The sequence below is a fragment of the Pseudomonas sp. 86_A genome (genome assembly GCF_017491705.1).
GTDB lineage: Bacteria > Pseudomonadota > Gammaproteobacteria > Pseudomonadales > Pseudomonadaceae > Aquipseudomonas > Aquipseudomonas koreensis.
On sequence record NZ_JAFGYS010000009.1, the window covers coordinates 118,324 to 130,725 of the forward strand.

Consider the following 12,402-nt stretch of genomic DNA (forward strand, 5'->3'; position numbering starts at 1 on the left):
CCCGACATAGCACTAGAGAGGGCTGCCCCGACGGCGTTACAGAGGTGCGAAAAATATTTTCAGTGATCGTCCTTGAGCTTGAGCAGCGGCTCCTGAAACCGCAGCAACCGTCCGGCATTGCCCAGCACCAGCAGCGTGCTGAGGTTATGCAGCAACGCGGCAATCATCGCCCCCGCCGCGCCGAGCCAGCCGAAGGCTGCGAACACCACGATCGCCAGCGTCCAGCCCAGACCGATGATCACGTTGACCTGCAAGGTCCGGCGGCACTGACGACTGAGCCGCACACAGGTGCCGAGGCGACGCAGGTCGCTGCCAATCAGCACGATGTCCGCCGAGGCCAGCGCGATGTCAGCACCGCCGGCGCCCATGGCGACACCGACCACCCCGGCTTTGAGCGCCAGCGAATCATTGATGCCATCGCCCACCACCATCGGCCGGAAACCATTGTCGATTTCCTTGAGCACGCGGTTGAGTTTGTCCTCGGGCAGCGCCTGCGCTTCCAGCTCTTGCAGGCCCACCTCCCGGGCCAGGGTCTGCGCGACACTCTGGCGGTCACCGGTCAGCAGCAACTGCCGACCCAGGCCGAGTTCGCGCAACTCAGCGAGGGCAAAGCGCGCTTCCGGTTTGACGCTGTCGGCCAGTAACAGCCAGGCGACAAACTCGTCGTTCAAGGCCAAGCCGGCGATCGGCCCGTCATGTACGGGAACGGGCGTGGTGACAATGCCCAGTTGCGCGAACAGCTCGGGACGCCCCAACGCCGCCTCGCCCTGCGCGGTCATGGCGACCACGCCCAGACCCTGGCGCTCATGCACATCGGTCAGTGGCAGACTCTGTTCCTGACTGACCAGCCCGGCCAGCGCACGGCTGACCGGGTGACTGCTGGCCGCGCCGAGGCTGGCGGCCAGCGCCATCACCGAGGCCTGATCCAGACGCGGGCTGCTGATTGATTGCAAACGCAAGGTGCCGTAAGTCAGGGTGCCGGTCTTGTCGACCACCAGCGAGGTGAGATCGGCCAGTTCCTCAAGGAACGCTGAACTGCGAATCAAGATGCCGTGACGCGCCGCCACCGCCACCCCGGCAATCGCCGTGGCCGGTGCCGACAGCACCAAAGCGCAGGGACATGCCGCGACCAATACCGCGAGCATGGCTTGCGCGTCGTTGGTGACAAACCAGGTCACCGCCGCCAGCAACAACACCAGCACCATGTAGCTGCCGGCATAACGCTCCAGCAGCCGGGTGATCGGCGGCTTGGAGCGCTCGGCGTTTTGCATCAACGCGATGACCTTGCCCAACGTCGATTGGTCGCCGGTGCGGGTCACTTCAATGCGCAACAAGCCGTCGAGGTTGATCGCCCCACCGAACACCGTCATGCCCGCCGCCGCTTCAACCGGGACCGACTCGCCGGTGATGGAGGCCGTGTCGAGGCTGGCCTGACCGGACAGCACCCGGCCATCCGCCGGCACCCGATCACCGGCGCGCACTTCGACCGTATCACCCGGTTTGAGCGTGCCGTTATCGACTTCGATGATCGAACCGTCCGCCTGAATCTTGCGTGCGTGGCTGCGGGTCAATTGGCCAAGGGCGTGAATCGCCTCCTGCGAGCCGATCACGCTGCGCTCTTCCAGTACGTGGCCGAAGATCATGATGATCGGCAGCAGCGCGGCGGTTAGCAGATCGCCCGTCGCCCACGCGCCGAGCATCGCCAGGGCAATCAGTTGATCGGTGATGCCGTGCAGGCTCGGATAACGCAGGCTGTACCACGCCGAACGCATCACCGGCACCGCCACCAATAAGGAAGCAAAACCCAGCAGCAACTGGCTGACACCGGTTTGTTCCGGCACCTGCCAACGCCAGATCAGGCCGAGTCCGAGCAAGCCCAGGGCGAGCATCGCCAAGGTCAATTGCCGTGCGGCGCGGCGCTGTTCGGCCGAGGACAACAGGCTCGGTGCAGCAGTGGTCGCAGTCATTTACTGGCTCCCTGAATGATCAGGCGGGAATCGTCTTTCGGATCGACCGTAGTCACCGAGCCGGCCTGGCCGAGAATCTTCGGCATGCGTTCGCGGTACAGACGCAGGAGCATCTGCGGATCGGTGCCCTGTTGCTGGGCCTTGGCCAGGCTCAGGACCGTTGCGGTGTCGGCAGAGGCTTTCGCCAACCGTTCGCCGGCCTGCGCATGGGCGACTTGCAGGGTGCGGTCGGCTTGTTCGTTGGCAGTCTGGGTGAGTTTTTCCGCCTCGGTGCGCGCATTAGCGACCGCTTTGTCGGCTTGCTGACTGGCAGTCAGAACAGCATTGAAGGCGCTGACGGCCGGATCCGGCAGACTCGACTGAACGTCGACCCGCGCGACTTCGATGCCAATGCCCTGCCCGCTCGCCTTCAGTTCGGCCAAGCGTTTGTTGATGCCTTGCACCAGATCACCGCGCAGACGCTCGCGGCGCTCGGCCGCCTGATTATCGGCGCCGATCAGCTCCGGCCGCGCGACCAGAATCGTGTCCAGATCGCGGGCGGCAGTCAACGCCACCGCACTGCGGGTGACCAGCCGATCCAGCGCCGGCAGCACGTGATCACCCTGCAATACGAAGTCGTACGGATCGGTGACTTTGTAAAACACTCGCACATCCAGCTGCACCACACCGGCGTCGCCGGTCAGCAAATAACCGGAGCCCGCCAGTGCATCGCTCAGGGGCGTAGCGAAGGTCGCTACACGATCGGCCTTGATCGCCTCACTGCTGCGCAGCAGATTTTCCACTCGGCGCTCAATGACACGATCCGCGGCCGGCAGCAAAACCACCTGTTCGAACGGCTGCGGCCAAGCGAGCAACAGGCCGGCATTCTGGATGCGATCCAGCGCGCCAAAGTGCAGAACCACCGCCCGATTCTGCGGGTCGATCTGCCGCACATTGGAGAACGCCCACGCCAACGCGGCCAAAACCGTCACCGCGTACAAGGCGAAAAACGCCAGACGCCCGGCCTGAATCCACGGACTGCTCAACGAATGTGTTCCACGTGGAACTTCATCGCTCATGGTTGCGATCCGGATTTGTTATCGACCGTGGGCGGACCGTCCACCAGCACGCGGAATGGCGCGGCGTCGGTGCGCAGGATCAGTTTGGTGTCGGGCGTGACGATGGTGCCCAAGGTGTCCAGAGAACGCAGCAGGTTATACAGCTGCGGCGAACCGGCGAAGGCGCGACCGTAAATCTGAGCGGCTTCAACCCGGGATTGCGCTTCAATGTCTGCAGCTTTCACCGTGGCATCGGCCTGCACGATCCGCGCATCGCGTTCGGCTGCCGAACGAATCTGCGCCGCCTCACGCTTGCCAATGGCCGTGCGTTCGGTGGCGATTGTTTCACGCTCGGCACGCATTCGATCGACCGTGGCCGTGAGTGTCACCGAGGGCAGTGTCAGCCGTTCGATGCCGACCTGCACTACGCGCACGCCGTAAGTGGCGAGCAGTTGCTGATCGATCTGCTTGCGCAACTGCGCTTCGAAATCGGCGATGCGCACCTGACTGGCGTCGGTGTTCACCATATTCGCCAGGTCGAAACTGCTGGCGGTGGTTTCCAGTGCCGAGCCGACAAAGGTACGGATCTGCCGCGCGGCTTCGTCCGGCTGGTTTTGCACTGCGCGCATGAAACGCTGCACGTTGTCCGGATCGCCCTGCACCTGCCAAGCCACGTAGGCCTGAACGATGATGCGCAAACCGTCGCGGGTGCCGACATCCTGCAAGCCGCTGGAGGTGGTGCGCAGGCGCAGATCCACCGGGATCGCCGCCTCAAACGGCGCAGGCCAACGCCAGCTCAAACCGGGCTCAAGCAACACTCGCGACGGATTGCCGAAACGGGTAATGACCGTGGCTTCGCCCGAGCGCACTTGCACCAGGCTCGCCGCTGCGATGGCAAACGCCACCAGCAACACCGCCCAGCCCATGCGCCGCCACGGAAAAGGGCCCGCCTCTTCCGGCGCACCGTGGTGGTGATGCCCATGATGATGGTGATGCCCGGCGTGGCCGTGATCGTGGCCGCTGTGGTCATGCGAATCGTGTGTGTGCGACTGGCTCAAGGGGCAACTCCTGGTTGAGCGGTGGTGCGCGCGGGCGTCGGGTCAGCCGGCAGCGTGAACGTACGCAGGTCGATGGTCGGCGCATTGCTGCTGCCGCCTAAACGGTGATCAAGCACCAGCAACTTGGCCTTGCTCAGGCCTTGGCTGAGCTGACTGAAATATTGCTCCAACACGAACGCCTGGCCGGCGCTGGCATAGGCCTGTTGTTCCGCCTTGAACTTCAGATCCGCCGCCTGCGCCGTGGCGTTGACTTCACGCGCACTGGCAGTGGCCTGATCCCGGGCAAGGCTGGCCTGCAACTGCGCCTGGTTACTGGCTTCAGCCGCCGCGCCGCGCTCGCGGGAGATCAACGCCTGCGCGCCGATCTGCGCCGCTTGCACGCTGTGATAAGCATTGGCGGCACCGGCAGGGGGATGAATCGCCTCGACCACAGTGGCGAGGATCTCCACACCGCTGTCGAGTTTCTGCAGATCGCCTTGCACCGCGCGGCCGATTTCTTCGCCCAGCCCTACCCTGTCCGCCCCCAACAGACCGTCGAGGGTGCGCGAGGCAAAATCGTGGACCAGAATCCGGCTCGCGGTGCTGCGAATCAGCGTCGGCACATCGGCATTGTTGTAGGTCGCGGCCAAAGCATCCTGGTCACCCAGGCCAATGCGATAGACGAAGCGCACGTCCATGTTGACGATCTGAAAGCTCTGCTGATCGCCACGGCTGCTGGCAATCACTTGGGATTTGTCGTTGACGTGGCTGGCATCCCACAGACGGTTGGCGCTCATCGGTGCCGGACCTTCGGCGGGCTCGACTTGGATCGGGGCAGGAGCATCGCCGACGCTGGTCGCCAACTCGTGCACCACGCCGTTCTCGACATTCAACACACGGCCCAGCGGCCACGGCAGACCGGCGTGCAGCCCGGGGCCGAAGACTTGCACCGGTTTACCGAAGCGCTCGTAAATGCCGCGCCCCTGCAGCGGAATTTCGTGAATGCCGGTCAACACCCAGCCAACCGCAGCGACCAGCGCCAACACCGGCAGAAAAGCCCGGCGCATGTAGCTGAATGCCCAGATCTGGCGCAAATCGATGCCGAAACGGTTGTGCAATTCATGCTGCAACGCCAGCAACGGCTGGGGCGGCCACCGCAGCATATCGGCGACAAAACTGCGCGCCAACAAGGTCGGTTCGAGCCGTTCGCGCTGCGGGCTGAATATCGACAGGACCGCGCGCAATAGCAACTCGATTGCGACCAATCCCGGCAAGATCCCGATCAACACCGCTAGCCGTACGGGCCACAGCGACGCCTCACTGGCAAATAACAGGCACAGCGCGCCGAGTACCAGACTGATGATCGCCACCCGCGCCAATTGCGCGAGGGGTCCGGCTTCCGGCCATTGCGTCGGGATCTCCTGAGCCAATTGGCGCTCAAGCACCAACAAACCGAAGCCCAGCAGCAACATCAGCGCCGCGCCGACGCTGGCAGACAACCCGACCGCGCCGGCCGGCAACGCGAGGTTCCACACCTGATCGATGCTCAGCACCACCAACGCCGACCAGCCGCCGAGCCACAAGGTGGCAGCGCCGATCTGCCCGAGCAGGTGCACTCCGCGCTGACTCAAACGCGCCAGCAGCCGTTCGTACCAGCCGTCAGGCGCTGCTGGCTCCAGCTCCTCGGTCAGCGCCACCGGCGCCAGCGGGTTCATCACCCGTGCGCGCCACTGGGTGACCCACCACGCCGACTGCAGGCCGGCAACCAGCACCAGCAGCGCTGCGCTCAGATTGACCAGCAACGCCGGCCATAACGATTGCGCGGCAAACAGCCCGACAAAAAACGCCAGGACCCACCCTGCCCCGGCCAATCCGCCGAGACCTATAGCCAGTCGGCGCAAGCGGCGCCCCTGCAGGGCCGCTTGTTGAAAGCGCGGCAGCCCGGTCACTTGCGTGCCATCGACATCCAGATCGACTTGCATATCACCCCAAAGCCATTGATTCAGCGGCCTAATCGTTACGATATAACGAAAACCGTGAAATATTCGTACACAAATACGCTTATCTAAAGATGCACAACCTGTCGCTTGCCTGAAGCCTTGACCGAAATGTCCGGAAACGCACATATTACGTACGTAATTTTATGCCTGATTACTTTCAGCGATCCGCATCCCCAACGAGGAGCAAGAGCATGAGTCACTACGATGTGGTCATTCTGGGCGGCGGGCCCGGTGGTTATAACGCGGCGATCCGCGCCGGCCAGTTGGGCCTGAAGGCGGCGTGCGTGGAGGGTCGCGCCACCCTCGGCGGCACCTGCCTGAACGTCGGCTGCATGCCGTCCAAAGCCTTGCTGCACGCCTCGGAGCTGTACGACGCGGCCATGGGTGCGGAATTCGCCAACCTCGGCATCGAGGTCAAACCCACGCTCAACCTCGCGCAAATGATGAAACAGAAAGACGAGAGCGTGAGCGGCCTGACCAAAGGCATCGAGTTTCTGTTTCGCAAGAACAAGGTCGACTGGATCAAGGGCTGGGGCCATATCGACGGCCCGGGCAAAGTCACGGTAACCGATGAGCAAGGCAACCGGACCGATCTGAGCGCCAAGGACATCATCATCGCCACCGGCTCCGAACCCACGCCCCTGCCCGGCGTCGAGATCGACAACCAACGCATTCTCGACTCCACGGGTGCGCTGTCGCTGAGTCAAGTGCCCAAGCATCTGGTGGTGATTGGCGCCGGGGTGATTGGCCTCGAGCTGGGTTCGGTATGGCGCCGCCTCGGCGCCCAGGTGACCGTGGTCGAATACCTCGACCGCATCTGCCCGGGCGTCGATGCCGAGGCTGGTAAGACCTTGCAGCGCTCGTTGAGCAAGCAAGGCATCAGCTTCAAACTGAGTTCGAAGGTCACCCGCGCCACCCCCTCGGCCAGCGGCGTGCAGCTCAGCGTCGAACCCGCCGCCGGTGGCAGCGCCGAATTGCTCGAAGCCGACTACGTGCTGGTCGCGATCGGTCGGCGCCCGTACACCCAGGGTCTGGGCCTGGAGAATGTCGGCCTGACCACCGACAAGCGCGGCATGCTCGCCAACCGCCAGCACCGCACCGAAGCAAACGGCGTCTGGGTGATCGGCGACGTGACGTCCGGGCCGATGCTCGCACACAAGGCCGAAGACGAGGCGATGGCCTGTATCGAACAGATCGTCGGCAAGGCCGGCGAGGTCAATTACGATTTGATTCCCAACGTCATCTACACCCGGCCGGAGCTGGCCAGCGTCGGCAAGACCGAGGAGCAACTCAAGGCCGAAGGGCGCGCCTACAAAGTCGGCAAATTCCCGTTCACCGCCAACAGCCGGGCGAAGATCAACCACGAAACCGAAGGCTTCGCCAAAGTCCTCGCCGACGAACGCACCGACGAAATCCTCGGCGTGCACCTGGTCGGCCCGAGCGTCAGTGAAATGATCGGAGAATACTGCGTGGCCATGGAATTCAGCGCGTCGGCCGAAGACATCGCGCTGACCTGCCACCCGCACCCGACGCGTTCGGAAGCGTTGCGCCAGGCGGCGATGAATGTCGAAGGGATGGCGACGCAGATGTAGATGGTCACCCAATCCCTGTGGGAGCTGGCTTGCCAGCGATGGCGTCAGTCCTGTACCCGTTGCGGTCGCTGACACACCGCTATCGCTGGCAAGCCAGCTCCCACAGTTGACCGTGTTCCTGCTGGAGGACTGCGCTCAAATGCAGGAGCCAGCCTGCTCGCGATGAAGGCTACGCGGTCTACAGCGGAAGATGCCCCAACGGCAATGCCCCCGGGGTCTTCACCGTGTGAATCGCAAAATTGCTGCGAATGTCACTCACCCCCGGCAGCTTCAGCAAACAGCCGCTGAGAAAGCGGTCATACGCACGCAGGTCCGGCACCACCACCTGCAACAGAAAATCCGACTCCCCCGACACCAGAAATGCCGAGATCACTTCCGGCAGCGCCGTAACCGCTGCATAAAAGGCTTCGGCCTGTTCGTCGTTGTGCCGCTCGACCTTGACCCCGACAAACACCGTCAGTCCCAGCCCCACTTCGTCGCGGTCCAGGTTGGCCTGATAGCCGCGAATCACCCCGGCCTCCTCCAGCATCCGCACCCGGCGCAGGCAAGGTGACGCCGACAACCCGATTTCGTCCGCCAGCTCGACGTTGCTCAGCCGGCCGTTGCGCTGCAAAGCGGCGAGAATCTTGCGGTCAAAGACGTCGAGTTTCATGGTTGGCAGATCCTGATAGTCAAGGCGCGAAAAGAAAGCAGGTTATGCCAATTCCTAGTGCTTTTGAAGCTGACTACGCAAGCACCTGCCCCGCGCTTACGCCATAGAATCGGCTCACCGAATCGATCACGAAGGGGCTGCGACATGGCGAGTATCTGGCTGTTTTTTCTGGCATTGGCCGTGGTCTTCCTGTTGCCCGGCCCGGACATGATCCTGTTGCTGCAAACCGGTGCTCGTCAGGGTCGCGGCGCGGCGCTGGCGACCGCTCTTGGCTTGGGGATCGCTCGCGGCTGTCACGTGGCGTTGGCGGCATTGGGTCTGGCGGCGCTGTTCAAGGCAGCGCCGTGGACGTTTGATCTGGTGCGCCTGGCGGGCGCGGCGTATTTGCTGTGGATCGGCATTCAGTGCCTGCGCAGCACGCTGCTGCCGAACCTCAATGCGGCCCCTGACACCGACGCCCATGGACAGTGGCGCGAAGCGATTCGTCGCGGCTTGCTGACCAACCTGCTCAACCCCAAGGCGTTGCTGTTCTGCTCGGTGCTGCTGCCGCAATTCATCGTCAATGACGGCGCACCGGTGCTGACCCAATTTGCCACCCTCGGCGTGCTGCTGGTGGGCGTCGGGCTGCTGTTCGACAGCGCTTACGCCCTCGCCGGCGCGGCGCTGGGCCGTTGGTTGCAACACAATCCAACCGCGCAGCGCGTCCAGCAATGGCTGTTCGGCAGCCTGTTGATCGGCTTCGCCGTGCGCCTGACGTTTATCCAGCAGGCCTAGGGTTTGCGCGCCTTGCGTTGGCGACGGCTGATCAGCGCCAATGCAACGCCGACGCCCAGCACGATCGCGCCGATCTGCACCGGCCATTTGTAAGGTCGCAGGGCCGTACGAGCGGCATCGGTGACCTGGGTCACGTAACGCTTGTCGGCGTTTTCGAAATCCGGGTACGGGCACTGATTGCCGAAGTCCACCGCCCAAGGCACGTACGGGCCTTCGTTGACGTACCGGCGATACAGCGCGCTCTGCTCCTCCAGACTGCTGTTGAAGCCCGCGGCATTGCACAACACCGCCGCAAACGCCTGGCTGGTGTGCGGCAAGTTGTCGGCGGCGCGACCGGCCAACGCGGTGGCGACAAAACGGTAGTGATAACGCTCGTCCGGCTGCGCTTCACTGGCCTTCTGCCGCTGCACTTCGCCCTCGGCCACCAGCGGCCCGACCTTCAGCTCGGTGCTTTCCAGGCTGTAGTTACCGCCAAACGTGGCGTAATCCGGGGCCATCTCGTAACCGAGGATGTCCATGCCCCATTCACGCGCGGTCCACGCCGCGTTGTACAAGGCGCTGGCGCGTTTGGTCGGCCACCAGGCAGCGTCGGCCTTCATCCGTTGTTCACCGTAGAGCCGGGCCTTGTGCTGCAGATCGGGATTGTCGAAATAGCCGACCGCTTCCTCGTAATGCCCTTCGCGCAGCAAGCGCCGCCCCAAGAGGTTACGCAGGCTGGCGGCAACCGGCAGCGGCACGTAGTTGTCGCGCTGCTGCTGGGTCAGCGCCGGCGGGGCCGGCACGTTGTCATCGACATAACGCTTGAGCTCATCGACCGTCAGCACGCGCTCGGCCACCGTCGCCGCGTCGAACCAATAGATGCTGTTACTGCGATAAAGCTGCACGAACGCTTGCAGGTATTCGCCACGTTGCAGCGCGAGAATCGCGCTCTCGCCTTCGACCCGGCATTTGGGCTGCAGGGTTTCGAAGTCCCAGTCCGGGGTGCGCCGGTAGCCCCAGTCCTCGTTCTGCGGGAACGCCTGCGCGGCTTTGGCATAAGCGGCAGCGGCCGCATTTTTGTCGCCGTCACGCACCGCCAGTTTGGCCCGCAGCCACCACGCCAGTCCGCCGTCACCGGCATTTTCCAGAAAGGCCTTGGCGCTGGCGTAATCGCCCTGTTGGTAATTCATCGCCGCCAGTCGATCAGCGTTTTCCAGGCTGCCACGGGTGCTGTTCTGCAACAGCTTGATGAGTTTCTTCTCGTTCGGCGGCTGCTCGTCGAATGACCAGCCCATGCGACTGACCAACGAGGCGGTGACCAGTTGCTGCACCGCCTTGCGCTCCAGCAGCTTCGCCAGTTCCGGCTCGGGCAGCTCGGCCAGTTCATTCATCAGCTGTTTCAGCGAGGTGTAACCCACGGCCGAGCCGTGCAGGTTCTGCGCTTCGTACAGTTCGATGGCGCCGCTCCAGTCGCCAGCAGTGCGCAGCACCCGTGCCTCTTCGCCGAGGCTGGCCACACCAAGCTCCAGCGGATCGCTCAAGCCATCGATGCTCATCTGTCGGGCCTGACGGAACGCCTCGCGCGCCTGCTCCAGTGCTTCGATGGCGTCGCCCGCCTCGGCACTCATGGCAAACCAGGTGCGTCCCAGGGAATACGCCGCCCAGGTGCTGCGCAGTGGCCGCTGATCGGCCGGCAGCGCCAGCACCTTGTTGAAATACTCGACGGCCAGTTGATGGTCGCCCGTGGCAAAGGCCACCGCGCCGGCCACGTACAGGCGAATTTCCGCCGGCAGACTGGCGCCCTGCGCCTCGACCTGACGCGCATCGGTCAGGCCGCGCAGTTGCTTGACCAACGCTTGTTGCTCGGCGCTCAGACCCACCTGTTCGGCTTTTTCGCGAGCCGCAGCAGGCTCGCTTTCGTCGCCGTACAGGTCGTCAGGATTGTGCGTCGCCGCGGTGACGTGCTTCAGCCCGGCAATGGTTTTGCCCAAGCGACTGATCTCGAAGTTGAAGTTACCCTCCGGCAGCTCGGCCAGGGTTTGCCCGCGATTGTCGAGCAGGCGCATCGGGAAGTCCGGGCCGCAGGCCAGCGCCGAACCCAGCGGCAGGCTGAGGCTCAGGCAGAGCAGATGGCGGGGCCAGTTACGGGTCAACATGCGAACCTCCTTGATCAATAAATGCACAGCGCGCCCAACCGATGGCGCGTTGTCCACCCGCCGGCAGACGACCGTCGCGCAGGCGGGTGAAGGTAAGCAGATCCGGGCTTTGTTGCAACGAGTAACCGGCAAGCGCATCGGCACCTTCACAGCCGCGCGCCTTGACGCGCAACTGCGCAGGCCAGGCCGCGTCGAGATTCCCCGGGTTGGCGAGGTGGATGTCGTAGAGGCCGTCGTGTTCGCTGAAGGTCAGGCTGAGCCGGCTGCTTAACGCATCGCCGCGAGCCACGGCGCGCAACGTGGTCAGGCTCCAGGCCCGGCGGTCATTGGGCAGCGGCAGGCGAAACCAGATCAGCCCGGCCAGATGCGCCGGCGGATCGTCGCGCAGGGCTTTTGCAAGTTGGCTCAGTTGCAACGGATCGGCGAGCAGTTCCCGGCGCTGCCCATCGCGCTCGAGCGGCACTTCGCCCTCCACCACTGGTGCACCGCCGGTATCCGGCAGCAGCGCCACACCGTAGGCTGGCAGCGCCAGATAGAACGGTCTGCTGCTGATTTTCCCCCAGTCGCTGGCCCAGCGCCGCGCCTGCTCGGGGTCGAACAACCCGCGTCGCGGATCGCTGACGGCATGCACCTGCAGCACGCTGCTGTCGACCGTGGCCAGTAACACCGGCAACTGTGGACTGCCGAGCCACGCCGGCAGCGCGGTAATGCTCAGCGCTACGTTGGCCGGCAATGCACGGCGCAGATGGGAGAGGAATTCGGCGTAGGCCGACAGACGTGCGTTCCCGGCGTCGTGATCGATCTCGATGCCGCTCACGGTCAGCCCTAACGCCTGCCAGTCAGCCAGCATCTGAAGAATCTGTGCGGTGACCTGCTGCTGATCGAGCGCCTTGAGCTGGCCGTCGAGGCGAATCACCGCAATCAGGGGCCGGCCATCGTGCTTGAGCAACGGCGCATCGATACGCGCCCGATGCCAGCCGTCATTGGGGAACGCCTGCAAGGCCAGCACGCGCAAGGTCGAGAAATCGTGGCGACTGTCTTTCAGCGCAAGCTCATGGGCGGGTGTCCATTGGCGTTGCCAGACATAGAGTTGCTGATCGAGTGGCGCTGCGTCCTGGCGCTCACACGCGCAGAGCAACAACACAGCCAGCATGGCCAACAACCCGGCGATAACGCGCATACCTTGCAGATCCCTGAGACATCAGGCT

9 protein-coding genes are annotated in these 12,402 nt (G+C 63.9%); 2 read left to right on the forward strand and 7 right to left on the reverse strand.

Annotated elements, in window-relative coordinates; translation table 11 throughout:
* Positions 1 to 59: 59 nt before the first annotated feature.
* Genes J5M57_RS15325 through J5M57_RS15340 form a run of 4 tightly spaced genes read right to left on the reverse strand, consistent with a single transcriptional unit; the run spans position 60 to position 6,023 of the window.
* The gene (locus J5M57_RS15325) at positions 60 to 1,967 is read right to left on the reverse strand and encodes a cation-translocating P-type ATPase (RefSeq protein ID WP_207848652.1); all 1,908 of its coding nucleotides are present in this window, start codon (positions 1,965 to 1,967) and stop codon (positions 60 to 62) included.
* Positions 1,964 to 3,025, reverse strand: coding sequence for a protease modulator HflK (locus tag J5M57_RS15330; RefSeq protein WP_207848653.1), 1,062 nt, complete (start codon positions 3,023 to 3,025; stop codon positions 1,964 to 1,966). Before J5M57_RS15330 ends, J5M57_RS15325 begins: the two co-directional genes overlap by 4 nt.
* Positions 3,022 to 4,062 (reverse strand): protease modulator HflC, encoded by a 1,041-nt coding sequence (locus tag J5M57_RS15335; protein ID WP_207848654.1) that lies wholly within the window; start codon positions 4,060 to 4,062, stop codon positions 3,022 to 3,024. The genes J5M57_RS15330 and J5M57_RS15335 overlap by 4 nt, the downstream gene beginning before the upstream one ends.
* Entirely contained in the window at positions 4,059 to 6,023 is a 1,965-nt protein-coding gene (locus tag J5M57_RS15340) for a protease modulator HflK (protein WP_207848655.1), read from the reverse strand. The genes J5M57_RS15335 and J5M57_RS15340 overlap by 4 nt, the downstream gene beginning before the upstream one ends.
* 209 nt (positions 6,024 to 6,232) lie before the next feature.
* Between J5M57_RS15340 and lpdA the strand changes: the two genes are divergently transcribed.
* Positions 6,233 to 7,633 (forward strand): dihydrolipoyl dehydrogenase, encoded by a 1,401-nt coding sequence (lpdA, locus tag J5M57_RS15345; protein ID WP_207848656.1) that lies wholly within the window; start codon positions 6,233 to 6,235, stop codon positions 7,631 to 7,633.
* 178 nt (positions 7,634 to 7,811) lie between these two features.
* Here the strand turns inward: lpdA and J5M57_RS15350 are convergent, their stop codons facing one another.
* A complete protein-coding gene (locus J5M57_RS15350; protein ID WP_169842867.1) occupies positions 7,812 to 8,285 on the reverse strand; it encodes an Lrp/AsnC family transcriptional regulator in 474 nt (157 codons plus the stop codon).
* A gap of 144 nt (positions 8,286 to 8,429) precedes the next feature.
* Here J5M57_RS15350 and J5M57_RS15355 point away from each other — a divergent pair, with 144 nt between their 5' ends.
* Positions 8,430 to 9,059, forward strand: coding sequence for a LysE family translocator (locus J5M57_RS15355; RefSeq protein WP_207848657.1), 630 nt, complete (start codon positions 8,430 to 8,432; stop codon positions 9,057 to 9,059).
* On the opposite strand, the gene J5M57_RS15360 is transcribed toward J5M57_RS15355, so the two are convergent.
* Together J5M57_RS15360 and J5M57_RS15365 are read right to left on the reverse strand one after the other, a co-directional pair.
* On the reverse strand, positions 9,056 to 11,194 hold the full coding sequence (locus J5M57_RS15360) for a hypothetical protein (RefSeq protein ID WP_207848658.1): 2,139 nt from the start codon (positions 11,192 to 11,194) through the stop codon (positions 9,056 to 9,058). The two genes, J5M57_RS15355 and J5M57_RS15360, sit on opposite strands and share 4 nt — an antisense overlap.
* A complete protein-coding gene (locus J5M57_RS15365; RefSeq protein WP_207848659.1) occupies positions 11,181 to 12,374 on the reverse strand; it encodes a DUF3142 domain-containing protein in 1,194 nt (397 codons plus the stop codon). The genes J5M57_RS15360 and J5M57_RS15365 overlap by 14 nt, the downstream gene beginning before the upstream one ends.
* Between the last annotated feature and the right edge of the window lie 28 nt (positions 12,375 to 12,402).